19 protein-coding genes are annotated in these 23,517 nt (G+C 67.6%); 11 read left to right on the plus strand and 8 right to left on the minus strand.

The features are described from left to right. Nucleotides 1-27 precede the first annotated feature (27 nt). Together Ga0080574_RS10920 and Ga0080574_RS10925 are read right to left on the minus strand one after the other, a co-directional pair. Nucleotides 28-645: a DUF1523 family protein gene (locus Ga0080574_RS10920; protein WP_076698700.1), complete on the minus strand. Its 618-nt coding sequence runs from the start codon at nt 643-645 to the stop codon at nt 28-30. Between the two features lie 9 nt (nt 646-654). After that, complete coding sequence (locus tag Ga0080574_RS10925) at nt 655-921, minus strand: hypothetical protein (protein WP_076698703.1); 267 nt, start codon at nt 919-921, stop codon at nt 655-657. A 145-nt stretch (nt 922-1,066) separates the two neighbouring features. Between Ga0080574_RS10925 and Ga0080574_RS10930 the strand changes: the two genes are divergently transcribed. Continuing rightward, nucleotides 1,067-1,627 carry a hypothetical protein gene (locus Ga0080574_RS10930; protein WP_076698706.1) on the plus strand — a complete coding sequence of 187 codons (561 nt, stop codon included), beginning with the start codon at nt 1,067-1,069 and terminating at the stop codon, nt 1,625-1,627. Nucleotides 1,628-1,645: 18 nt separating this feature from the next. Here the strand turns inward: Ga0080574_RS10930 and Ga0080574_RS10935 are convergent, their stop codons facing one another. The 5 genes from Ga0080574_RS10935 to Ga0080574_RS10955 form a co-directional block, all read right to left on the minus strand. Next, on the minus strand, nt 1,646-2,596 hold the full coding sequence (locus Ga0080574_RS10935) for a nuclear transport factor 2 family protein (protein ID WP_076698709.1): 951 nt from the start codon (nt 2,594-2,596) through the stop codon (nt 1,646-1,648). Further along, nucleotides 2,597-3,466, minus strand: a complete 870-nt coding sequence (locus tag Ga0080574_RS10940; protein WP_076698712.1) for a dimethyl sulfoxide reductase anchor subunit family protein — start codon at nt 3,464-3,466, stop codon at nt 2,597-2,599. Then, nucleotides 3,467-4,216, minus strand: coding sequence for a 4Fe-4S dicluster domain-containing protein (locus Ga0080574_RS10945; protein WP_076698715.1), 750 nt, complete (start codon nt 4,214-4,216; stop codon nt 3,467-3,469). Then, nucleotides 4,213-7,065, minus strand: a complete 2,853-nt coding sequence (locus Ga0080574_RS10950) for a molybdopterin oxidoreductase family protein (protein WP_083716819.1) — start codon at nt 7,063-7,065, stop codon at nt 4,213-4,215. Before Ga0080574_RS10950 ends, Ga0080574_RS10945 begins: the two co-directional genes overlap by 4 nt. Nucleotides 7,066-7,176: 111 nt before the next feature. Then, the gene (locus Ga0080574_RS10955; protein ID WP_076705878.1) at nt 7,177-8,370 is read right to left on the minus strand and encodes a glycosyltransferase family 4 protein; all 1,194 of its coding nucleotides are present in this window, start codon (nt 8,368-8,370) and stop codon (nt 7,177-7,179) included. 240 nt (nt 8,371-8,610) lie between these two features. On the opposite strand from Ga0080574_RS10955, the gene Ga0080574_RS10960 reads away from it, so the two are divergent. The 5 genes from Ga0080574_RS10960 (at nt 8,611) to Ga0080574_RS10980 (ending at nt 15,901) form a co-directional block, all read left to right on the plus strand. Further along, entirely contained in the window at nt 8,611-10,011 is a 1,401-nt protein-coding gene (locus Ga0080574_RS10960) for a hypothetical protein (protein WP_076698718.1), read from the plus strand. Between the two features lie 9 nt (nt 10,012-10,020). Then, on the plus strand, nt 10,021-11,316 hold the full coding sequence (locus tag Ga0080574_RS10965) for a glycosyltransferase family 4 protein (RefSeq protein WP_198039803.1): 1,296 nt from the start codon (nt 10,021-10,023) through the stop codon (nt 11,314-11,316). A 189-nt stretch (nt 11,317-11,505) separates the two neighbouring features. After that, nucleotides 11,506-13,575, plus strand: coding sequence for an acyltransferase family protein (locus Ga0080574_RS10970; RefSeq protein ID WP_076698721.1), 2,070 nt, complete (start codon nt 11,506-11,508; stop codon nt 13,573-13,575). Further along, entirely contained in the window at nt 13,572-15,137 is a 1,566-nt protein-coding gene (locus Ga0080574_RS10975) for a GMC oxidoreductase (RefSeq protein WP_076698724.1), read from the plus strand. The genes Ga0080574_RS10970 and Ga0080574_RS10975 overlap by 4 nt, the downstream gene beginning before the upstream one ends. Next, complete coding sequence (locus tag Ga0080574_RS10980) at nt 15,134-15,901, plus strand: SDR family oxidoreductase (protein ID WP_076698727.1); 768 nt, start codon at nt 15,134-15,136, stop codon at nt 15,899-15,901. Before Ga0080574_RS10975 ends, Ga0080574_RS10980 begins: the two co-directional genes overlap by 4 nt. 11 nt (nt 15,902-15,912) lie before the next feature. On the opposite strand, the gene Ga0080574_RS10985 is transcribed toward Ga0080574_RS10980, so the two are convergent. Continuing rightward, a complete protein-coding gene (locus Ga0080574_RS10985) occupies nt 15,913-16,677 on the minus strand; it encodes a WecB/TagA/CpsF family glycosyltransferase (RefSeq protein WP_076698730.1) in 765 nt (254 codons plus the stop codon). 306 nt (nt 16,678-16,983) lie between these two features. On the opposite strand from Ga0080574_RS10985, the gene Ga0080574_RS10990 reads away from it, so the two are divergent. Genes Ga0080574_RS10990 through Ga0080574_RS11010 form a run of 5 tightly spaced genes read left to right on the plus strand, consistent with a single transcriptional unit; the run spans nt 16,984 to nt 23,363 of the window. Further along, nucleotides 16,984-18,108 (plus strand): Gfo/Idh/MocA family protein, encoded by a 1,125-nt coding sequence (locus Ga0080574_RS10990; RefSeq protein ID WP_076698733.1) that lies wholly within the window; start codon nt 16,984-16,986, stop codon nt 18,106-18,108. Next, entirely contained in the window at nt 18,096-19,064 is a 969-nt protein-coding gene (locus tag Ga0080574_RS10995) for an NAD-dependent epimerase/dehydratase family protein (protein WP_076698736.1), read from the plus strand. The genes Ga0080574_RS10990 and Ga0080574_RS10995 overlap by 13 nt, the downstream gene beginning before the upstream one ends. Continuing rightward, on the plus strand, nt 19,061-20,296 hold the full coding sequence (locus Ga0080574_RS11000) for a glycosyltransferase family 4 protein (protein WP_076698739.1): 1,236 nt from the start codon (nt 19,061-19,063) through the stop codon (nt 20,294-20,296). The genes Ga0080574_RS10995 and Ga0080574_RS11000 overlap by 4 nt, the downstream gene beginning before the upstream one ends. Next, nucleotides 20,293-21,252: a glycosyltransferase family 2 protein gene (locus Ga0080574_RS11005; protein WP_076698742.1), complete on the plus strand. Its 960-nt coding sequence runs from the start codon at nt 20,293-20,295 to the stop codon at nt 21,250-21,252. Before Ga0080574_RS11000 ends, Ga0080574_RS11005 begins: the two co-directional genes overlap by 4 nt. 11 nt (nt 21,253-21,263) lie before the next feature. Continuing rightward, a complete protein-coding gene (locus tag Ga0080574_RS11010) occupies nt 21,264-23,363 on the plus strand; it encodes an NAD-dependent epimerase/dehydratase family protein (protein WP_076698745.1) in 2,100 nt (699 codons plus the stop codon). Nucleotides 23,364-23,517 lie beyond the last annotated feature (154 nt).

Below are 23,517 nucleotides of genomic sequence, written 5' to 3' on the forward strand. Positions count from 1 at the left end.
GGGCAGCCTGCCCACCCTTGCCCGCGCTTAGCGCTTGCGCCCGAAGAGGCCCTTCAGCCAGCCGCCGGCATCGTCGAGATTGTCGCCCATCTCCTCGAAAACCGGGTCGATGCGTGCCTCGCGGAACCGGCGCCAGCGCACATAGATCGCCCAGCAGATCGCCACCAGCAGCGTCAGGAAGATGATGTTGAACCACGGGATGATGCGCACATCCGGCCCCTCGACCGGACGCAGCCCGATGGCGTTGGGATAGATCGACAGAAATTCGTTGCGCCAGCCGTAGTGGGTGATCACCACCCATTGCGGGCTGCCCGAGGTCGAGCGCAGATCGGCGGCCTCGGCTTGCAGGTTCGAGGTGTCGAACTTGAAATAGGGCGGCCAGCCCCAGCCGGTATCCTCGTTGCGATAGACCATCACCTTGTCGTTGTTCAGCCGCGTCTGGATGAAGAATACATCGCGCCCGGTGACCGACATGCTTTCGCCGCTCGCCGATTGCGACCAGAACCAGCGGTTCTCGCCCGGGTCGATGCGTTTCTCGTAGGTGTCCGAGATCCGCGCGATATCGTGCTGCGGCAGGGTGTAATGCAGGAACGCCGCGACCAGCGCCCAGAACAGCAGGATGATGACCCATTTCACATAGCGCATGTCGGTTCCCTAGTAAAAATTCGTCAGATAGATGATCAGCGCCATAAGGCAAAGCGGCAGGATATACACGCCCAGGATGAGCTTGCGCCGCAGGGAGTGATCATAGTCCTTCAGGCCCTCTTCGACAAAGCGGTCGCGCGTGCCGGGCCCCTGTGCCTCGTCCCATTCCTGTTCCAGCTTGCGCCGCCGCACCGAGCGCGACCAGAGCGACAGCGCCACATAGACCACCGTCAGCAGGACGAACCCGATCCCCAGCAATCGTAGAAGCGCCAGCATATGCGCTTTCCTCTGCAAACCCGCATCTCACCTGACCGGTCGCGCGGTGAAAATCAAGCGCCGGGTGAGGATTTCCGCACCTTGCCGCAAATGGCACGCTCCGGCATGCTCCTGCCCGTTCACGCATTTCAGGCAGAGGTTTTCCATGCACCGCTCCTTCATCTTCGCCCTTCCCTTCGCCGCGCTGAGTGCCGCGCCGGCGCTGGCCGACGAGATCACCGACACGCTGCAATCGGCCATCGAGGCCTATGAGGACGGCGATGTGCAATACGCGCTGGAAGAGCTGGATTTCGCCCGCTCCAAGCTGATCGAGATGAAGACCGACGCGCTGGGGGCGTTTCTGCCCGAGGCACCGGAGGGCTGGAGCCGCGAGGTCGACAGCGAGGCCAATGCCGCCATGGCGATGATGGGCGGCGGCGTTTCGGCGCAGGCGGATTACACCGACCCCGACGGCGCGATCTACAGCATCCAGATGTTTGCCGACAATCCGATGGTGGCCAGCATGTCGGCGATGATCACCAATGCCGGCGCCATGGGGCTCAAGACCGACCGCATCGGACGGCAGAAATTCGCGCTTCAGGACGACCAGACCATGGGGCTGATCGCCAACCGCATCCTGATCCAGGTCGACGGCCCGGAGGCCGACACCCGCAAGATGCTGCTCGAAGCGATGGATTTCGACGCCATGGCGAGCTTCGGCCAATAAACAGCCACAGGCGCGCGGTCAGCCGCGCGCCCGCAGGATCTGCGCCAGAACGCCCGGCGCGTCGTAAAGCGTCCATTCCCGCCGCAGGCCGTCCGGCCCGAATTCCGCCTGCGTCATCCCCAGCACCGTGACCTCGGCGCCGCTCGGGCTGCCGAAAACGCCGTGGCCGTCATGTGTGCCGGTCAGCGCCCAGCGGATCGCGGCGCGCGGCGGCGACAGGTGCTCTTCGGCGCCAAGCAGATGCTGCACCTCGAACCGTGCCGAGGGCAGCGCCGCGCGCAGCCCCAGCCAGAAGGCTTCGGCCTCTGCCGGGCCATGACCGATGACGGCGCCGGGCTGGAACAGCTCTGCCGCCGGATCGTAGTGCCGCGCGATCACCGAGAGATCGCCGCTCATGATGCGATTCACCAGATCGCCCAGCGTATGGCCCCAGGCATCGTCATTGCCCGGCCCCGGATCGGGCATGTCGGGCGGTTCCTCCGGCCCTGCCATCTGCGAAAGACGCCAGCGCGCGCCCTCCTCCGGGGGCACGCCGATCTGTGCCAGGATCGCCAGCTCGTCACGCAGCACCCAGTGCGCCCGCAACGCGCCAGACACGCACCAGCTCTCGCTCATCTCCAGATAGCTCAGCGCCCTGCCGCCCGGCGCACCGTAGAGCCCCGGCCCGCCATGCCGCGCCCGGCACTGGAAGCGCTGCGCCGCGACAAAGGCGTTCGGCGCCGAGGCCGACCAGAGCGTCTCCTCTGCGCAGAGAGAGAGACCCGGCAGCGCCGCCCGCCGCGCCGCGAGCGCGGTGCCCACGGCCTCGGGACCGGACAGCACAGCCGCGCCGTCCTGCACCACCACATCCGGGGCGAGATACTCGGGAACCAGATCCAGCCGCTGCCCCTCGCCCAGATCATGGCGCAGCGCATCGAGATAGGATGCGGCATCCTGCCAGCGGTCATCGAACCCGGCGAGAAAACCCACTCAGCGTCTCCCGTAATACAGGCCGACGACGTGCTCCGCCTCGGCAAAAAACAACCATCGCGAGACAAGCACGCCCGCCGCGTGCGAGACAAGAGCCAGCAGCCCGAAAACATGCGGCAGCGGCAGTTGCAGCAGTATCAAGGGCAGCAGCGCCATGAGCAGCAGGGCAATGACCCTCAGCTTTTGCGCATGGCGGCGCCCGACCACATAGACCATCTCGTCGAGCAGGTAATTGCTGCCGGTATGCGGCGGAAACAGCGCCCGCGGCGTGCCACGCTCGCCCAGCCCCGTGGCGCTGGAGAGCGTCGTGCCGGCGCGGGCAAAGCGTTTGTCGCCGTCCCACCAGACCCAGACTTGCAGCGCGCCCGAGATGATCAGCAGCAGGCTCGCCGCCAGCACACGCCCCGAAAGCAGCGCGCCGCCGGTCAGCGCGAGGGACAGGAACAGCGCCGGCGTCGACCAGTGATGCCAGCGCGGCACGGTCTTGAGCTGCGCATAGATCATCGCCGTGGCCCCCACCGTGGCCAGCGACAGCGCCGCGCCCAGCCAGCCCAGCGGCAATACCGGAATGCCGAAGAGCAACAGCAGCGCGTAAAGCCCCATGACGCTGAGCGCCAGAAGCGCGCCCCAGGCCTCGCGCGAGAGCCAGCTGCTGCGCCATTGCGTGAAGGCCTTGAGCGCGCGTTCCGGGCGCCGCAGATGGCGGCTCGACGCGGCGAGCCCGCCCAGCGCCAGCGCATAGGCGATGGCGAAAAAGACAAAGGCGACCCAGCCGGTGGGCGGGGTCGGGTCGAGACCCAGCCAGACCAGCAGCCCGAAGCCGAGCCCCGAGAGCGTGGTGAAGAGAATGATCGACCTTGCCGGATGCATTCAGAGCTTCCCCAGCGTGCGGTCGAGCCAGCCGAGAAAGCCCTGCGGCTCCTCCGCCACCGGCTCCAGATAGGGCGCCAGCACATCCGTGTCCCCGCCCCAACCGTCGCGCGGGCGCGGTGGCAGGTATTTGTTCACCGGTCTGGTGCCCTGCTCGGGCATCAGGTCGATGCCGCCGCGCTCCGCCACAAGCTGTGACACCGCGCTCTCCGGATCGCCGAGATCGCCGAAATGCCGGGCGTTGGCCGGGCAGGTGCGCACGCAGGCGGGCTCGCGGTCTTCCTCCGGGAGCGCGTCGTTATAGATCCGGTCGACGCAGAGCGTGCATTTCTTCATCACCCCCGCCGACGGGTCCATTTCCCGCGCGCCATAGGGGCAGGCCCATGCGCAGAGGCCGCAGCCGATGCAGGCGTCTTCATTGACCAGCACGATGCCGTCCTCGACACGCTTGTAGCTGGCGCCGGTGGGGCAGACCGGGACGCAAGGCGCGTCCTCGCAATGCAGGCAGGATTTGGGGAAATGCACATGCTGGGCGGGGCCGGTTTCGGGCAGCACCTCGTAGCTGTGCACGCGGTTGAGGAAGGCGCCGGAGGGATCGGCGCCGTAAGGTTCACTGTCCGACAGCGGCGCGCCATAGGCCTGATCGTTCCAGCCCTTGCAGGCCACGACACAGGCGTGACAGCCGACACAGGTGTCGAGGTCGATCACCAGACCGAGCTTTTTCTCGCTGTGTTGGGGCAGGTCGGTCATGGCGTGCCCTCATTGTCCGGGGGCTGCGCCTTCGGAGAGGGTGTTTTTTGAGTATTTGCAGAAAGATGAAAGCCCGGGATCACCGGGAAGACCGGTTGCGCCTCGTCGGGGGCGGCGGATTTTTCCAGTTTCACCCGCAGATCGAACCAGGCGGCCTGCCCGGTGACCGGATCGGAATTGCTCCAGCGCATGCCGTCGCCGCGCGCGGGCAGCAGCTCGTGGATGAGGTGGTTGAGCAGAAAGCCTTTGGTGGCCTCGGGGGCCTTGGGGTCGAGTGCCCAGGCGCCCTTGCGCTTGCCGATGGCGTTCCAGGTCCAGACCGTATTTCTGTTGAGCGCCGCCATATGCGCGGCGGGCACGCTGATCTCGCCATGCGAAGAGGTCACCCGTACCCAGTCGCCCTCGGAAAGCGCCAGCTTGTCCCACCAATAGGTCGGAAGGTAGAGCGGATTGACCCCGTGGATCTGCCGCAGCCAGGCGTTCTGGCTGCCCCAGGAATGATACATCGCCATGGGTCGCTGGGTCAGCGCATGCACCGGGTATTCCGCCGGATCCTCGAACGCGTCCGACATCGGCGCGTACCAGAGCGGCAGCGGGTCGAGCGTGGTGCGGATGCGGCCGCGCAGCGCGTCGGGCGGCTGCGGCGCGCGCTTGCCCTCGGCGGCGAGCTGGAAGCGGCGCAGCGGCTCGCACCAGAGCTGGATCAACGCGGGCTGCGGTTTGTCGATGAGCCCGAACGAGACGGCCCAGTCCTGATAGGCGCGGTTCCAGGGTTTGTAATAGGCGGCCTCCTCGGGCAACGGCGCGGTGAAGAACCCGCCATTGCCGATATAGCTGTCGATCTGCGCCGCGTTCGGGTCGCCCTTTCCATGCGTGAGACCGTGCGGCCCCATGCGCCAGCCCGCCAGCGGGCCGATGCCCGGCTTGCGCTCGTGATTGGTGATGTAATCGGCGTAATCGGTGTATTTCGGCGCGCCGTCCTCCGTCACCATGCCCGGCAGGCCCAGCCGCGCGCCGAGATCGAGCAGCACCGACTGGAAGGGCCGCACATCGCGGTCGGGCGCGATCACCGGCCAGCGGATCGCATCCGCCGCCGCGTCAGGCTCGGAGATCGGGCGGTCGAGCAGCGAGATGCAGTCGTGACGCTCCAGATAGGTGGTGTCGGGCAGGATCAGATCGGCATAGGCGACGGTTTCCGAGCGATAGGCATCGGCATAGATCACATGCGGGATCAGGTACTCGCCAGCCTCGTCGGTGGCGGTCAGCATCTCCATCGTGCCGCGCGTGTTCATCGACGAGTTCCAGGCCATGTTGGCCATGTAGAGGAACAGCGTGTCGATGCGGTAGGGATCGCCCGCCGCCGCGTTCGAGATCACCATATGCATGAGCCCGTGCGGCGAGAGCGGGTTTTCCCAGCTGAACGCCTTGTCGATGCGGGCCGGGGCGCCGTCCTCGGTCAGCGCCAAATCCTCCGGCCCATGCGGATAGCCCAGCGCCGGGCCGTCGAGCGGCTGACCGGGCGCGGTGCGGAAATGCGGTTTCGGATGCGCGGTGGCGGGTTTCGGATAGGGCGGTTTGAAGCGGAAGCTGCCGGGGGTCTCGACGGCGCCCAGAAGGGTTTGCAGCAGATGCAGCGCCCGGCAGGTCTGGAAACCGTTGGCATGGGCCGAGATGCCGCGCATGGCGTGCACGGCGACCGGGCGGCCCGGCATGGTCTTGTGCGCGATGCCGCGAAAATCGGTCCAGGGCTGATCCAGCGTGACATCGCTGTCGAAGGCGGCGCGGGCGAGCTCCGCCGCCACCCGGCGGATCTGTTCCGGTGCGATGCCGCAGCGCTCGGCCACCTTTTCCGGCGCGTAATCCGGCGCGAGGTAGCGCTCGGCGATGTCGTACATCACCGCGCGATGGGTGACGCCGGCGCGGCGCAGCTTGCCGCGCAGATCGGGCTCCACGCCTTCGCCGTCCCAGGGGGCGGGCTTGCCGGTGCGGCGGTCGATGACCAGCGGGCGGCCCGCGTCGTCGCGCAGGAACAGGCCATGATCGGGAGATTTCGGGTCGCAATCCAGCAGCACCGGCGCGTTGCTGAACCGGGCGAGGAAGTCGAGGTCGATCTTGCCGGCGCGCAGCAGCTCATGCACCAGCGACAGGATGAAGAGCCCGTCCGTCCCGGGGGTGATGCTGATCCATTCGTCGGCGATGGCGTTATACCCCGAGCGGATCGGGTTCACCCCGACGATCCTGGCGCCGCGCGCCTTGAGCTTGGCCAGACCCATCTTGATCGGATTGCTGTCGTGATCCTCGGCCACGCCGAAGAGCAGCAGAAGCTGCGCGTGCTCCCAGTCCGGTGATCCGAATTCCCAGAACGACCCGCCCAGCGTGTAGATCCCCGCCGCCGCCATATTGACCGAGCAGAAACCGCCATGCGCCGCATAGTTCGGCGTGCCGAATTGCTGCGCCCACCAGCCGGTGAGGCTTTGCGACTGGTCGCGCCCGGTGAAAAAGGCGAGCTCTTCCGGCGCCGTCTCGCGCAGGGGTTTCAGCCAGGAGGTCGCGAGCTCCAGCGCCTCCTCCCAGCTGATTTCCTCGAATTCGCCGGAGCCGCGCGGACCGACCCGGCGCAGCGGCGCGCGCAACCGGGCGGGGGAGGTGACCTGCTTGATGCCGGCGGCCCCCTTTGCGCAGAGCACGCCGCGATTGATCGGGTGGTCGCGGTTGCCTTCGATATAGCTGACCTTGCCCTCTTTCAGATGCACATTGATGCCGCAGCGGCAGGCGCACATGTAGCAGGTCGTCTTGCGGATCTCGTCCGAGACGCGCGGGGACAGGTCGATCTTGGGCTGGTCGGTCATGCCGTGGCTCGGTCTCCTCGGAGCTGAAGCTAGGACAGCCGCGCGGCGCTGACCAGTGGCATTGCCGTCACGCCGGCAACGCCCCGCCCCTAAGCCGGACCCTGTGCGGTCTCAGCCAGCAGCCCTGGCACGGGAGGCGGAATGCAGCTCTGCGACCCGCGCGCGCAGATGCCCGGCCACCGTGCGGCCCCAGGCATCCCAGTTCAGATGCTCCTCGTATTCGCGCCGCGCCGAGCGCGACAGCGAGGCGTAGGCATCCGGCGTGTCGAGATAGGTTTCGATCAGGCCGGCGAAATCCTCCGGCGTGCTGCCCTGCGGCAACGCATGGCCGTTGACCCCGTCGCGCACCGGTACGCCGCCGACCGCGAGGCAGAGCGCCGGCAGCCCGTGCGCCGAGGCCTCGCAGAAGGCAAAGCCGTAGCTCTCATAGGAGGGCTGCACGAGGAAATGCGCCCCGGCAAAGGCACGGGCAAAGATCGCCGCCTGCTCCGGCACGGATTTGTCGAGCTGCGGATGCACGGTGACAAACGCGTTGCGGTGAAACTCCGGCGGCACGCAGCCGATCACCGTCAGCCGCGCGTCGATGCCGCGCGCGCGCAACGCCTGCATGCTGTCGAAGGCGACGGGGCCGCCCTTGGCGAACCAGTCGCGCCCGACCAGCAACAGCTCGACCGGGCGGTCGCGCCCGATCAGCGTGGGCTCGGGCGGAGGCGGCGGCGCGATCCCGGCGCCCCAGGGCACCAGCAGCGATTTCGACGGCGAGAGACCATAGCGCGCATCCGCCGCGTCTTTCAGCCAACGCGATGGCCAGAACAGCAGGTCGGTGCCGCGGAACACATGCCCCTCGCAGCGCTCCACCCTGTCGTCGAAGAGCCGCCCGCCGGGGAATTTGGACGGGTGCGCCTGACCGATCTCGGAATTGCGGTAGATCGTCTGAGTGGCATCCGAAGTGAAGGCGGTGACCATCGGATAGGGCGGCACCAGATGGCACATGGAGTGAAAGGAATAGGTGCCGAAAAGCACGTCGTATTCTCCGCGCATCAGCTCGTCGCGGACCTTGCGCGCGACCACCGGCGCCAGCGCCAGATGCGCGCGCCAGCGCAGGCGCAGCGCAACCGATTCAGGCGTGTGGCCAATTGCCCGCCGCAGCGGCTCTGCCAGCCCCCAGGCGTTCGACAGGATCGTCACGTCTCCCGCATGTTTGCGCAATGCCTCGTAGATGCGCGCGTTTCCGCCCGAATACATGTTTCGGTCGAGCGGAGAAAAGTCGCACAAATAGGCAATGTTCAGCCGGGGCTCTGTCACCACGAACACCCTGTAAATGTTTTCTGTCCCGCGCCAGTGCCTGACAAGGCAATGGGGCGACATCATGGCCCGGACGGGGCGTGTATGGTCAATCCCCTCAATTGTGCCATATCTGCCAGCCCCGCCGGGTTTCCGCATCCCGCGCGCGACAAACCGTGCCACGCCTGCTATGGTCGCGCCTGAGATCCGGGGCGCGTGGGGGGCCTGCGGAGCGCCGCGAGTGAAGCTTCGAAGACGAGTATGCCCAACCCTCTCGCCTATTTCATGCTGGCCATCTGGCCGCTGGTGACCATCGCCCTGTTCCGCCGCCTGCCGGTCGAGCGGGCGCTGATCCTGTCGCTGATGGTGGGCTATCTCTTCCTGCCCGAGCCGCCCGCCGCCTTCGACCTGCCGCTGATGCCGCCGCTGATGAAGCACAATATTCCGGCGCTCACGGCCTTTGCCTTCTGCATCTGGAAATACGGGCCGCAGGGCTCGATCCTGCCGCAGTCTCTGGTGGGCAAGCTGCTGCTGCTGACCTTCATCCTGTCGCCGGTGATGACGGCGATCAACAACACCGAGCCGGTCTTCTACGGTCGCATCGGGCTGCCCGGGCTCAGCGCCAAGGACGCGCTGGCGCTGATGGTCCAGCAATTCCTGCTGGTCCTTCCCTTCCTGCTGGCGCGCCAGTATCTCGTCAGCGGCGGGGCGCAGCGCTATTTCCTGCTCGCGCTGATGGTCAGCGGGCTGGTCTATTCGCTGCTGATGCTGATCGAGATCCGGCTCTCGCCGCAGCTCAACAACTGGATCTACGGCTATTACCAGCACCTGTTCGGCCAGTCGATCCGCGCCGGCGGCTATCGCCCGGTGGTGTTCCTCTATCACGGGCTCTGGGTCGCGTTCTTCATCATGACCGCCGCCGCCGGTGCCTTTGCGCTCTGGCGGCAGGACGAGCGGCTGCACAATATCAAGGTGCTGGCCGCGGCCGTCTATCTGCTGCTCATCCTGCTGATCTCGAAGTCGCTGGGCTCGCTGATCCTCGGTGCTGCACTGATCCCCTCCATCCTGTTCCTGACAAGGCTCATGCAGATCAAGGTGGCGATCCTGATCGGCATTCTGGCCATCGGTTACCCGATCATGAAGGGCGCGCATCTGGTACCCGAAGAGCGACTGCTGAGCGAGATCTCCAGCATCGACCCGGAGCGCGCCAATTCGCTGGATTTCCGCTTTACCAACGAGAACATCCTGCTCGAACGCGCCTATGAAAAGCCGGTATTCGGCTGGGGAAGCTGGGGGCGGAACCACATCCTCAACCCGGTGACGGGCGAGATCGAGACGGTAACCGACGGCCGCTGGATCATCGTCATCGGCATCTATGGCTGGGTCGGCTTCCTCGCCGAATTCGGCCTGCTGGTGCTGCCGCTGGTGCTGCTCTGGCGCGAGTCCGTCATGGCGGGACGCGACGCCATATCGCCCTTTATCGGACCCCTGTCGCTGATGCTGGCGATCAATGTGTTCGACATGCTGCCCAACGCCACGCTGACCCCGCTCACCTGGCTGCTGGCGGGCACCCTCACCGGCTATGCCGAGGCGCTCAAGGCGGCGCGGCTGAAACGGGGTCCGGCGGACGGCCGGGCGCTCAAATGGCAATCCATCATGTGAAGGCGGGTCATGAGTGAGTTGAAACGGCCCCGTGTCCTCGCGATTGCCGAGGCGGCCAATCCCGAATGGGTGAGCGTACCTCTGGTCGGCTGGTCGCTGGCAAGCGCGCTGCGCGAGGTGGCGGATGTGCATATCGTCACCCAGATCCGCAACCGCGAGGCATTCCTGCGCGCCGGGCTCGCCGAGGGCGCGGATTTCACCGCCATCGATTCCGAGACCTATGCCCGCCCGATGTGGAAGCTTGCCGAAAAGCTGCGCATGGGCGAGGGCAAGGGCTGGACCATGGTGCAGGCGATCAACGCGCTGAGCTATCCGCATTTCGAGCGGCTGGTCTGGCAGCGCTTCGGCGACGGGATCCGCAACGGCGACTGGGATGTCGTCCACCGCATCACGCCGCTGTCGCCGACGATCTCCTCTTCGCTTGCCGGGCACTGCGCCAGCGCCGGCGTGCCCTTCGTTCTGGGGCCGCTGAACGGCGGCGTGCCCTGGCCCAAGGGCTTTGACGCCGAGCGGCGTCGCGAAAAGGAATGGCTGAGCTATCTGCGGTCGGCCTACAAGCTGATGCCCGGGCGCGGCGCCACGCTGGCGCAGGCCTCGGCGATCCTCGTGGGCTCGCGCCACACCGAGAGCGAGATCCCCGCGCGGCATCGCGACAAGACGCTCTATCTGCCGGAAAACGGCATCGACCCGGCGCGGTTCAACCGCGTCGCCGCCCCCGCGCCGGGCGTGCTGCGCGCCTGCTTCGTGGGCCGGCTGGTGCCCTATAAGGGGCCGGACATGCTGCTGGAGGCCGCCGCCCCGCTGCTGCGCGACGGGCGCATGACGCTCGACATGATCGGCGACGGGCCGATGATGGCGGATCTGGTGGCGCAGGCCGAGGCTTTGGGAGCCGCGAAGGCCGTCACCTTCCACGGCTGGAAAGAGCATCGCGACGTGCAGGACATCATGGCAGGCTGCCACCTGCTTTCCTTCCCGTCGATCCGCGAATTCGGCGGCGGCGTGGTGCTGGAGGCGATGGCGCTGGGGGTGGTGCCGCTGATCGTCGATTACGCCGGTCCGGGCGAGCTGGTGGTGCCCGGAACCGGGCTCAAGGTGCCCTGCGGCACGCGCGCCGAGATCGTGCGCGGCTTTGCCGGGGCGCTGGAGGCGCTTGCCGACGACCCCTCGAGCCTGCCCGCCATGGCAGAGACCGCCCGGGCGCGGGTGCAGAGCCATTTCACCTGGCCCCGCAAGGCGGAGCAGGTGGCACGGGTCTATGACTGGCTGATCGCGGGCAAACCGGCCCCGAAACCGGCATTCTTCTGAGCGCCCGGGGCAAGGCGCGCCCCATTTGCCTCCCGCCCGGATTGACGATCCGGCAACACTTGGCGAATAGCCTTTGCCGCGACGCCCCATTGCCTTTGAATCGCCTCACTCGACGGGCTAGAAAGGCCCGAGGCACGCCTAGGGGGGCTTATGGCGTGGAATTGTCCCGGAGAATCCGGATTGCGAGTGATGACACAGGCCCCGAATACCGATTCCGACCACGCGCCCGGCCAAGCGGGCCTCACCTCCCTGCCCTATCGCAGCGATATCGACGGGCTGCGCGCCATCGCCGTGCTGGCGGTGGTGTTCTACCATTTCGGCCTGCCCGGCTTCGAGGGCGGCTTTGTCGGCGTCGACATCTTCTTCGTGATCTCGGGGTTCCTGATCGGCGGCATCCTCTGGCGCGAATACGACCGCACCGGGCGGATCTGGCTGCGGCATTTCTATATCCGCCGCTTCCGCCGGCTGGCGCCGGCCTTCTTCACCATGGCGATGGTCACCGCGCTGTTCTCATGGGCGCTGCTGCTGCCCTTCGAATTCCGCGAATTCGGCAAGCAGCTCATCGCCGCGACGGTCTATCTCTCCAACGTGCTGTTCTTTCGTCAGGCGGGCTATTTCGACACCGCGTCAGAGGAAAAGCCGCTGCTGCACACCTGGTCGCTGGCGGTGGAGGAGCAGTTCTATATCTTCCTGCCGCTCTTCATCCTGCTGCTGTCGCGCAACCGCCGCGCGCTGATCGTCGCGCTGGTGGGCTGCTGGGCAGCCTCGCTCGCCGCCTGCATCACGTTCACGCCCACCCACCAGACCGCCACCTTCTATCTCTTCCCTTTCCGCGCCTGGGAAATGCTGAGCGGCGTGCTGCTGGCGATCTGGGGCTGCGAAAGCGGGCGCCGCTGGCAGGGCTATGCGGCGCTGAGCTGGCTAGGGCTGCTGCTGGTGCTGGCCTCGCTGCTGCTGATCCCGGCGGGCCCGCATTTCCCCGGAGTCCTCGCGGTCTTTCCCGTGCTGGGCACGGTCCTGCTGCTGGCGAACGGCTGCGGGCGGGGCACGGTCAACCGGATGCTCTCGGCGCGCGAGCCGGTGTTCTTCGGCAAGATCTCCTATTCGCTCTATCTTTGGCACTGGCCGGTGATGACGCTCTCGGTCTATCTGCGCGGCGGCTATGCCAATATGGCCGAGGCGGTGGGCTGGATGGCGCTGTCGGTGGCGCTGGCCTGGCTGTCCTGGCGTTTCGTGGAAAATCCGGTGCGGCGGCTGCGCGTGCCGGGCACCGCGATCTTTGGCGGCACCGTGGCGGCCTCCGCCTGCCTTCTGGCGATCGGAAGCTGGCTCTACCTCAAGGACGGGCTGCCCGAGCGCTTCGGCCCGGAGGTGCGCCCGCATATCGCCGCCTCCGCCGATTTCCTGCAAGACTGGAGCCGCTGCGAAACCGCCTCCGACGGGCCGCTCATGGGGCTCGAGATCTGCCCCATCGGTCCCGAGGGCGCGCCGCAGGTGCTGGTCTGGGGCGACAGCCATGTGCGCGCCTTCAAGGAGGGGCTCGACCTCGCCGCACATGAGGCGGGCACCCCGGGCATGATCATCTGGCGCGCAGGCTGCCCGCCGCTCTTCGATATCCGCAAGGTCGAGAGCGCGGCCACGTTGGCGCAGGACACCGCCTGCACCAATGCCAATCTCCAGATCCGGCAGGCGCTCGGTCTGCTGCCGTCGCTGAAAAAGGTCATGCTGATCGGGCGCTGGACCTATTACGCCAGCGGCACCGGCATCGGGCTCGACGCGCATAACACCATCGCCATCCACCCCACCGACGCGCCCGCCCGCGTCGGCGCACCGCAGGACGGCATCGTCGCCGAGGCCGCCCGCGCCACCGTCAACACCCTGCTCGACCGGTTCGAAGAGGTGATCGTGCTGCGCCAGCCGCCCGAGATCGCGCAATATGACAGCCGCATCGCCGCGCGCGAGGCAGCCCATACGGGCTGGCCGCTGGCCAAGCCGCCGGTCATCCAGAGCAGCATGCCCCGCGCCGCCCTCGCCCAGCGCATCGACGCCGCCGAGGCGCCATGGCGCGCCATGGCAGAGGCCGGCGTCATCACCTGGATCGACCCCTGGCCGCGAATCTGCGACGACACGACCTGTCACGCGCTGGTGGACGGCACGGGCTATTATTTCGACAACAACCACATGACCAACAGCGCCGCGCTGGCGCTGCGCGGGCTCTTCGCCCCGATCTTCGCGCCGGGCGAGGGCGCCGAATCGTGAGCCATCCGGCCAGCGCGGTGGAGTGGGATGTCATCGTGATCGGCACCGGCATCGGTGGCGGCACCGCCGGGCGCGCATTGGCCGAGGCCGGGCGCCGTGTTCTGTTTCTCGAACAGGGCACGGCTGGCCGCCGCAGCGAGCGCAACGGTTTGTCCGAGATATTCGTGCCCGAGGCGCGGCTGGCGCGCGGGCTCTGGCCGACGCCGCTGCATGCGGAGGTGAACGGGCAGGAGAGCACGTTCTACGCACCGCTCGGCGCCGGGGTCGGCGGCTCTTCGGTGTTCTATGCCGCAACGCTGGAACGGCCGGAACGCCACGATCTCGACGATCTGCCCGACCGGCCCCACCCCACCGGCGGCTGGCCCGTCGGGTTCGACACGATGCGCCCGTGGTACGACCGCGCGGCAGAACTCTACCGCATCCACGGCACCCAGGATCCGCTCTCGCCCGAGCCGCCCATGACGATGGCCGCGCCACCGCCGCTCAACCCCACCGAAACCGCGCTGATGACGGCGCTGGAACGGCGCGGGCTGCATCCCTATCACGCCCATACCGCCATCGACCGGGTCGAGAGCTGCCTGAACTGCCTCGGCACGAAATGCCCGAAGCGCTGCAAGATGGACGGGCGCTCCGCCGGGGTGGAGCCGGCGCTGGCCACCGGCAAAGCCACGCTGATCGACCGGGCCGAGGTGACAAGGCTGCTGGGCGCGGGCGACCGGGTCGAAGGGGTCGAGACGCGGATCGGCGGCGAACTCCAGGTGTTTCGCGCGGGCCAGGTGGTGCTCGCCGGCGGCGCGCTCGGCTCGCCGAAACTGCTGCTGGCCTCCGCCTGCGAGGCCTGGCCGGAGGGCGCCGCGAACAGCTCCGGCATGGCCGGGCGCAATCTGATGTTCCATCTCAACGAGATGTTCGCGCTCTGGCCGCCGCGCGGCACGCCGGATGCGGGGGCGACGAAATCCATCGCCCTGCGCGACCTCTACCTGCGCGAGGGCGCGCGGCTCGGCATGATCCAGGCCATGGGCATCCGCGCCTCCTATGGCGAGATCGTGCATTACCTCAACCTGATGCTCGCCCGCTCTTCCCTGCGCCGCGTGCGGGGGCTGAGCCAGCTTACCCGCATTCCGGCAGCGATTGCGGCAAAGCTCTTCGGACAGGCGCAGATTTTCGTCGGGTTGATGGAGGATCTGCCCTATCCGGAAAACCGCGTCACCTACGACCCTGCGCAGCCCGAGCGTCTCTCGGTCAGCTACCGCTATCAGCCGGAGCTTCTGGCGCGGCGCAAGGCCTTTCGCCGGGCCATCTCGCGCGCCTTCCGGGGGCAGCGGCATGTGTTCCTCGGCATGGCGCCGGAGCTGAATTTCGGCCACCCGAGCGGCACGCTGCGCTTTGGCACCGATCCCGCGAGCTCGGTGCTGAACGCCGATTGCCGCGCCCATGAGCTGCGCAATCTCTGGGTGACGGATGCGTCCTTCATGCCGACCTCGATGGGGGTGAACCCCAGCCTGACCATCGCCGCCAACGCCCTGCGCGTGGCGGGCATCATCGCAAAGGAGCCGGCATGACCCGCCTCACCCCGCAAGACGGCATCGCCATCGTCACCGGCGCCGGGTCCGGCCTCGGCCGCGCGCTGGCGCTGGAGCTGGGGCGGCAGGGCGTCACCGTGATCGGCACCGGGCGCCGCGCCGACGCGCTGGAAAAGACCCGCGCGCTGGCCTCGGGTGCCTTTCACCCGCTGCCGCTGGATGTCAGCGACGCGCAGGCGGTCAGCGAGACATTTGCAGAGATCCGCGCGCAGCATGGCCGCATCGCCTTGCTGATCAACAACGCCGCCGTGTATCCGCGCCGCGATATCCTCGACGAAAGCGGCGAGAGCTTCATGCGGACCGTGGCGATCAATCTCGGCGGGGTCGTCGCCTGTTCCCGCGCCGCGCTCGAAGATATGTGTGAGACCGGACGAGGCCGCATCCTGAACGTGGCGACCTTTGCCGATCTCACCCCCCTGCCCGCCTCCTCCGCCTATTCGGTCTCGAAAGGTGCGGCGCGGATCTTTACCCGCGCGCTCATCGCAGATCTGGGCGACCGCTTTCCCGGCATCGTCATCGGCGACTGGATGCCCGGCATGCTGAAGACCGCGATGGGCATCCCCGACGGCGTGGCGCCGGAGGTCTCGGCAAAATGGGGGGTAGAGCTGGCGCTGCGGATGGATCCGGCGCTGACCGGCGCGGTGTTCGAGATGGATCGCGAGATCCTGCCGCCGCGCGGGCTCAAGGGCAGGCTGAAGGATCTGATCCTGATGCGCCGGCGACGGCCCCGGACGCTGGGTTAGGGCCGATCCGCTCAGTGCTGCGGCGAGCGAAACCGCATCATCATCGCGCGCAGCATCTGCCCGGGCAGGATCGCGAGGCATTTCGCATAGCGCGGCAGCAGGCGCCGGGGGCTGTAGGAGGCGCGCCAGAGCCATTCCACCGCAAAGCGCCGCGCCCATCCCGGCGCGCGGCGCTGCGTGCCGGCAAAGAAATCGAGCCCCGCGCCGATACAGGCAAAGCCGATCTGCGGCGCCTTGCGGCGCCCGGCGGCGGCAAAGATCTCCTGCTTGGGGGCGCCCAGCGCCACGAAACACAGCCCCGCACCGGAGGAGGTCAGCCGGGCAAAGATCGCATCCGCCGCCTCGCCCGCAGGCTCGAATCCCATCGGCGGGGCGATGATCAGCGTGACCTCAAGATCGCGCACCTCGCGTTCCAGATAGCTCTTGGCGGCGGCAAGCGCCGGCTCGGTACTGCCCACGAGCGCCACGCCGACCCCGTGTTTGGCCGCCAGCCGCGCCAGCGGCAGAATGGCGTCGGAGCCGGGGATCAGCTCGACCGGACGGCCCGCGAGCCGCGACATCCAGACGATGGGATTGCCATCGGCCACGACGAAATCCTGCGCCGCATAGGCGCGGCGAAACACCTGCGAGGCACGCAGCTTGACCAGATGATCGAGATTGATCGTCGCCAGCGCGAAACCCTGCCGCTGCGCCAGACGCTCGGCCACGCGAGCCTGAAGCGCGGCCCAGGTCGGAACATTCACCGAGATCCGCTCACCGGCTATGCTGAAATCCATTACTCGTTGCATCCCTCCAGCGCCCCGCGCGATCTTCATAGCGCAAATTCATGGCAAACGGAGGAGCGCCCGGATACGATTTCCCGCAAACCGTGTCCCCCGGGCCTCAATTTCGCACGATTTCCGCCAAGTTAGGGCCAAGCGGGGACTACGAGGGCGGTCTGCCGAATTCTCGTCAAATTTGCATGATGAAGCAATTCTTACCGGCAGGTTCAGATTCGCGAGTAGGAACGTCATGTCCACCCCTCCGCTCTCCCGCTCGAACGGGCACCTTACCAGTTTGCGCTGCGCGCGGAAGCGGGGCTGATGCGCAGGATCTCGATACTGGGCTGCGGCTTTGTCGCCGATCTCTACCTGCGGTCGCTTCAGGCCATGGAGGGGATCGAGGTCGCCGGGGTCTATGACCGCGACGCGGCGCGGCTCGACCGGTTCTGCACCCATTGGGGCCTGCCAGCCAAGGATTCGCTGACCCGCTTTCTCGACGAGGCCCCGCCGGGCGGGGTGATCCTGAACCTCACCAACCCCGCGGCGCATTACGAGCTGAACCGCGCCTGTCTTGAGGCCGGGCATCACGTCTATTGCGAAAAGCCGCTGGCGATGGAGGTCGCGCAGGCCAGGGAACTGCATGCGCTGGCCGCTGCGCGCGGGCTGCTGCTGGCATCGGCGCCCTGTTCGGTGCTGGGCGAGACCGCGCAGACCCTCGGCCACGCGCTGCGCAAGGGCATCGCCGGCACGCCCCGCGCGATCTATGCCGAGCTCGACGACGGGTTCGTACCGCAGGCCGCCTATGAGAAATGGCTGAGCGAAACCGGCGCGCCCTGGCCCTATGAGGACGAATTCCGCGTCGGCTGCACGCTGGAACATGCGGGTTATTACCTGGGCTGGCTGATTTCCTGGTTCGGCTCGGTCCGCACCGTGGTCGCCGCCAGCGCCGAGACCGTGCCCGACAAGACCGGCAACGGGCCGATGGCGCCGGACCTGTCGGTCGCCACGCTGTTTTTCGAGAACGGCCCGGTGACGCGGCTGACCTGCTCGATCGTGGCGCCGCACGACCATTCCATCCGCATCGTCGGCGACAGGGGCGTGCTGAGCTGCGATGCCGCCTGGGTCAACAGCGCCAGAGTGCGCTTTGCCAAGCGCATGACGATCCGCCGGCGGCTGATGGAAAACCCGTTCCCGCGCCGCATCCGGCTGCCGCAGCCGACCCATCCCAAGGTGAAGCGCTGGGGCGCGGCGGCGATGAATTTCATGCTCGGCCCCGCCGAGATGCTGGAGGCGCTGGAACAGGCCCGCCCCTGCCGCCTCTCGGCGGATTTCGCGCTGCACATGACCGAGGTCACACTGGCGATCCAGAATGCCGGCGAGACCACCGGCGCGCAGGCCATGACCACACGCTGCGATCCGATGGAGCCGATGCCGTGGGCGAAGTGAAGCGCATCCTGATCACCGGCGCCGGCGGGTTCATCGGGCGCGCCTGCGTGGCCGTGGCCCGCGCGCGCGGGATCGAGGTGGTGGCCGTGGTGCGCAGGACCGTTCCGGCGGAATGGTCCCGGGATGCCGGCATCGCGCTGGTGACGGCGGATCTCTCCGACCCGGCCTCGGTCGCGGTTCTCGCGCAGGCGCTGCAAGGCTGCGGCGCGGCAATCCATGCCGCCGCGCATCTCGGCGGAGACGCGGAAAAGATCGCCGCCGATACGCTCTCGGGCACGCGCCATCTGCTCGCGGCGCTACCCGAGGGCCTGCGGCTGGTGCTGGTAAGCTCCATCGTGGTCTACGACACGATGTCCGTGGCCCCCGGCGCGGTTCTGGACGAGCGTTCGGCGCTGGCCGCACCCGGCCACGCGCCGGATGCCTATGCCGAGGCCAAGCTGGCGCAGGAGGCTCTGGCCCGCGCCGCCGGGCATCCGCTCTGGCTGATCCGGCCCGGCGCGGTCTGGGGGCCGGGCCGCACGTGGCATGCGCTGAACGGCGTCGATGCCGGGCCGCTGCACATCACCCTGACCTCGGACGGCGTGCTGCCAATCGTCCATGTCACGCAGCTTGCCAAAGCGCTGATCGCCGCCGCCCTGACCGATCCCGGGGGCATCAGGGCACTGAACGCGGTCGATGACGACCTGCCGACGCGCAGTCGCTATGTCGCCGCGCACCGCAGGGCGACCGGCAGGCCAAAACTGTCGATGGCGCTGCCCTGGACGGTCTGGCTGGGCCTCGCGAAACTGCTCCGCCCGCTGGCCCCGCGCCTGCCGGGCCTCCTGCGCGAGCCGGTCCTGCGCGCCCGCATCATGCCGCTGCGCTGGCCGAACACCGCGCTGCGGGCAGCCCTTGGCGGCAATGATGCGGCAGGCTACGAGCAGATGCTCGAACGCAGCACGAGGGGTGCCGAATGAGCCTGCCGAAACTCGCCTATCTGACCGGAGAATATCCCCGCGCCTCCGATACCTTCATCCAGCGCGAGGTGGCGGCGCTGCGCGCGCTCGGCCACGAGGTGCTGACCTGCTCGATCCGCACCACCGGGGACGAGCATCTGGTCGGCCCGGAGCAGCGCGAGGAGCATGCCCGTACCTTCAGGGTGCTGGATGCGGCGAAGAACCCGTTCCGGCTGATCAAGGCGCATCTGCGCTTCATGCTGCGGCCCGGGCGCTATCTCTCGGCGCTGAAACTGGCGTGGAAGACGGCGCCGAAGGGGATCAAGGGCCGGCTCTACAACCTGATCTATTTTGCCGAGGCCGCGGTTCTGGCCGACCGGATGAAATCGCAGGGCGTGCAGCATCTGCACAACCATATCGCCAAGGCCTCCTGCACCGTGGCGATGCTGGCGAGCGAGCTTTCGGGCATTCCCTACAGCTTCACCATCCACGGGCCGGATATCTTTTTCGAACCCGGTCACTGGCGCATCGACGAAAAGACCGCACGCGCCACATTCGTCGCCTGCATCAGCGATTACTGCCGCTCGCAGCTCATGTGTTTCGCCGCGACCGAGCATTGGGACAAGCTGCATATCGTACATTGCGGCATCGAGCCCGAGCGCTACGCGACCGCGCAGCACAAGGGCCAGACGCTGCTGTTCGTGGGCCGACTTGCGGGGGTGAAGGGCGTGCCGGTGCTGCTCGACGCGGTGGCGGCGCTCAGGGAGCGCTTCCCGCATCTGCGGCTGGCACTGATCGGCGACGGGCCGGAGCGCGCGGCGCTGGAGGCGCGGGCCGAACCGCTGGGCGAGACGGTGGTGTTTCTCGGCTACCAGAGCCAGGCCGAGGTGGCCGAGGCGCTGTCGCAGAGCGATCTCTTCGTGTTGCCGAGCTTTGCCGAGGGCGTGCCGGTGGTGCTGATGGAGGCGATGGCGGCGGGTGTGCCGGTGATCGCCACGCAGATCGCCGGCATCCCCGAGCTGGTGGCACAATGGGAAAGCGGCGTGCTGGTGCCGCCGGGCGATGTCGCGGCGCTTGCCGAGGCGATCGAGCAGATGCTGGCCAGCGCCGACCAGCGCCGGGTGATGGGCGCGGTGGGCCGCGCCACCGTCGAGGCGGAATTCAACATCCATACCGAGGCGGCGCGGCTCTCGTCGCTTTTCACCGCCTATGCCAATGGCGAGACGCCGCCGAAACGCGAGGTGCTGGAATGAGGGCCGTCGATGTCGTGCTGATCGGCCGCAACGAGGGCGCCCGTCTGGTCGCGGCGCTGGCCTCTGTCGCCGGTGTCGCGCGGCAGGTGGTCTATGTGGACAGCGGCTCCACCGATGACAGCATCGCCGAGGCGCAAAGGGCCGGCGCCACGGTGGTGGAGCTCGACCTTTCGGTGCCCTTCACCGCCGCGCGGGCCCGCAATGCCGGGTTCGAGGCGCTGGAGGCACCCGAGCTGGTGCAGTTCATCGACGGCGATTGCGCGCTGGTGCCGGGCTTTCTCGACGCCGCGCGGGCGCATCTTGAAGCGCATCCGAAACTCGGCATGGTCACCGGCTGGCGCTCCGAGATCCACCGCGATGCGAGCCTCTACAACCAGCTCGCCGATTTCGAATGGCGGCGGCCGGCTGGCGAGATCCTTGCCTGCGGTGGCGACATGATGGTGCGGGCCGAGGCGTTCCAGGGCGTTGGCGGCTTCGATCCGACGGTGATCGCCGCCGAGGATGACGAGTTCTGCACGCGGCTGCGCAAGGCCGGCTGGGTGCTGGAGCGCATCCCGCAGGAGATGACCCGCCACGACGCCGATACCCACCGGTTCGGGCAATGGTGGACACGCGCCGTGCGCACCGGCCACGGCTTTGCGCAGGTGGGCCATCTGCACCCGGAATATTTCGTCAAGGAACGCCGCCGCGTGCTGGTCTACGGGCTGGCGCTGCCGCTTGTCATCCTGATCGGCGCGTTTCTATGGTGGGGCCTGCCGCTGCTGGGGCTGGCCGCCTATGCGCTGAACTTCCTCCGTACCGCGCAGGGGCTGATGCGCGAGGGGCTGCCGCGCGCAGAGGCGCTCCGGCATGCCATCCTGCTGACGCTGTCGAAATTTCCCAATCTCATCGGCATGGCGACCTTTCACTGGCGCCAGCTCCGGAACGCGCAGATGCGCATCATCGAGTACAAGTGAGGGACTGATCTATGTCCGAACCCATCCGTGTCGGCCTGATCGGGGCCGGATATATCGCCACCTGGCACGCCGACGCACTGAAAGCGACGCCCGGCGTCTCGGTCGCCGCTATCTGCGATGTTTCCGAAACCGCCGCGAAGGGCATGGCCGAGGCTTATGGCGCGCAGCCCTTCACATCGGTCGAGGCGCTGATCGAAAGCGGCATCTGCGATGCGGTGCATATCCTGACGCCGCCGCATCTGCACAAGCCGCTGGCGATCCAGTGCCTTGAGGCCGGGCTGCATGTGCTGGTGGAAAAGCCGGTCGCGGAAAGCACTGAGGACACGCGCGAGATCCTCGCCGCCGCCGAGGCGGCGGGCCGGCGCTTTCACGCCGGGCACAACTTCCTCGGCCTGCCGTCCTATGAACGGCTGAAGGAGATGGTTCGCTCCGGCGCGCTGGGCCGCGTCTCCACCGCCGAGATCACCTATGCGCTGCCGCTCTCGCCGCTGCGCTCGGGGCCGTTCAACCTCTGGCTGCTGCGCGAGCCGAAAAACCTGCTGCTCGAGGTCGGGCCGCATCTGATGAGCTTTGCCGTCGATCTGTTCGGCACGCCCGAGATCGTCTTTGCCGAAGCGAGCAAGCCGGTGGATCTGCCCGGCGGCGATCCGCGCCCGCAGGGCTTCCGCATCCTCGCCCGCGCCGGCGATGTGGAGATCGCCTTTACCGTCTCGCTGGTGGAAACGCAGGACGACCGCTCGGTGACGCTGCGCGGCTCCTCGGCCCGGGCGCGGCTTGATTTCGCCTCGGATGTGCTGATCGTGGAGCGTGAGAATACCTCGGATCTGATCGTGAACCCGCTGCGCAAGCAGCTCGACCTCAGCGGTCAGCACCTGCGCGAGGGGGTTCGCAACGCCTGGGCTCAGGCCAGCTCGCTGAACCAGAAAGGCCCCTATGCGCTGAGCTTCCGGGGCATGGACCGCGCGCTTTACGGCAATATGAGCGCGCCGCAGGATGCGCGGTTCAGTGGCGAAAGTGCTGTCACCGTGATGCAGGCGCTCGACGATGCGCTGGCGCTGCTGCCCGCCGACAAGCTGGCGGTGAAGGCGCCCGCCGTGCAGACCAGGCAGCCGAAGCCCACCGCCATGGTGATCGGCGGCACCGGTTTCATCGGCCGGGCGCTGACCCGGCGCCTGGTGGCCGACGGGCACGATGTGCGCGTGCTGTCGCGCGGCAAGACCGGCCCCTTCCCCGACCTGCCCGATCAGGTGGAGACCGTGGGCGTGTCGCTGCACGATCTCGACGGGCTGACCGAGGCGATGCATGGCATCGACGTGGTCTTCAACCTCGCCAAGTCGATGGACAAGACCTGGGCGGATGCGCTGATCAACGATGTCGGCGTGGCCACCCGCGTCGGCATGGCCTGCGAAAAGGCCGGGGTGAAGCGGCTGGTCTATACCGGCACCATCGCCAGCTACGACATGTCGGACCCGGGCCGGACCATCACCGAGGACACGCCGTTCCCCGACGACATGACCGACCGCAACCTCTATGCCCGGTCCAAGGCGGAATGCGAGCGCCAGCTCATGCGGCTGCACCGCGAGCGCGGGCTGCCGCTGACCATCGCGCGGCCCGGCATCGTGGTGGGCCATGGCGGGCCGTTGCAACACTGGGGCATCGGGCGCTGGCACGGCGCCGGCGCGGTGCGCATCTGGGGGCCGGGCGAGAATATCCTGCCCTTCGTGCTGATCGACGACGTGGCGGACGGGCTGGTGCGCATGGCGACCCGCACCGCGGCCATCGGCGAGAGCTTCAACCTGATCGGCGAGCCGATGATGTCGGCGCGCGGCTATTTCGAGGCCATCCACGATGCGCTCGGGGCCAAGATCCGCGTCACCAGCGGCAATCTCACGGCCTTCTACCTGTCGGACGCGGTGAAATACGGGCTCAAGAAATACGCCCTGCGCAAGCGCGGCGTGATCCGCCCGTCGCTGGCCGACTGGAAGAGCCGCGCGCATTTCTCGCCCTTCGCCAATACCAAGCCCAAGGAGCTGCTGGGCTGGGCCCCCGAAACCGACCGCGCCGCCTTTGTCGAAGAGGCCATCACCCGCGCCAATCTACTGGGCTTCTGAGCGGGTGACGCGGCCCGGCGGCAGGGTAAACAATGCCCCCAAATGGACCTTATTCTCGACAAATTCCTCTGGTCTAACCGGGTAAAGGTTAACAAACTCCCGCGCCTCCAGGTGCCCGGGCATCGTAATTCGAGCAGGCAGATGCAGATGATCG

The sequence above is a fragment of the Salipiger abyssi genome (assembly GCF_001975705.1).
Taxonomy (GTDB): Bacteria; Pseudomonadota; Alphaproteobacteria; order Rhodobacterales; family Rhodobacteraceae; genus Salipiger; species Salipiger abyssi.

Bases quoted from the DNA above. Each gene is read 5' to 3' on its own strand.
- Ga0080574_RS11010 (WP_076698745.1), top strand. From the start codon at position 21,264: ATGTCCGAACCCATCCGTGTCGGCCTGATCGGGGCCGGATATATCGCC.
- Ga0080574_RS10930 (WP_076698706.1), top strand. From the start codon at position 1,067: ATGCACCGCTCCTTCATCTTCGCCCTTCCCTTCGCCGCGCTGAGTGCC.
- Ga0080574_RS10920 (WP_076698700.1), bottom strand. From the start codon at position 645: ATGCGCTATGTGAAATGGGTCATCATCCTGCTGTTCTGGGCGCTGGTC.
- Ga0080574_RS10940 (WP_076698712.1), bottom strand. From the start codon at position 3,466: ATGCATCCGGCAAGGTCGATCATTCTCTTCACCACGCTCTCGGGGCTC.
- Ga0080574_RS10990 (WP_076698733.1), top strand. From the start codon at position 16,984: ATGCGCAGGATCTCGATACTGGGCTGCGGCTTTGTCGCCGATCTCTAC.
- Ga0080574_RS11000 (WP_076698739.1), top strand. From the start codon at position 19,061: ATGAGCCTGCCGAAACTCGCCTATCTGACCGGAGAATATCCCCGCGCC.
- Ga0080574_RS10965 (WP_198039803.1), top strand. From the start codon at position 10,021: ATGAGTGAGTTGAAACGGCCCCGTGTCCTCGCGATTGCCGAGGCGGCC.
- Ga0080574_RS10980 (WP_076698727.1), top strand. From the start codon at position 15,134: ATGACCCGCCTCACCCCGCAAGACGGCATCGCCATCGTCACCGGCGCC.
- Ga0080574_RS11005 (WP_076698742.1), top strand. From the start codon at position 20,293: ATGAGGGCCGTCGATGTCGTGCTGATCGGCCGCAACGAGGGCGCCCGT.
- Ga0080574_RS10945 (WP_076698715.1), bottom strand. From the start codon at position 4,216: ATGACCGACCTGCCCCAACACAGCGAGAAAAAGCTCGGTCTGGTGATC.
- Ga0080574_RS10970 (WP_076698721.1), top strand. From the start codon at position 11,506: ATGACACAGGCCCCGAATACCGATTCCGACCACGCGCCCGGCCAAGCG.
- Ga0080574_RS10950 (WP_083716819.1), bottom strand. From the start codon at position 7,065: ATGACCGACCAGCCCAAGATCGACCTGTCCCCGCGCGTCTCGGACGAG.
- Ga0080574_RS10985 (WP_076698730.1), bottom strand. From the start codon at position 16,677: ATGGATTTCAGCATAGCCGGTGAGCGGATCTCGGTGAATGTTCCGACC.
- Ga0080574_RS10925 (WP_076698703.1), bottom strand. From the start codon at position 921: ATGCTGGCGCTTCTACGATTGCTGGGGATCGGGTTCGTCCTGCTGACG.
- Ga0080574_RS10960 (WP_076698718.1), top strand. From the start codon at position 8,611: ATGCCCAACCCTCTCGCCTATTTCATGCTGGCCATCTGGCCGCTGGTG.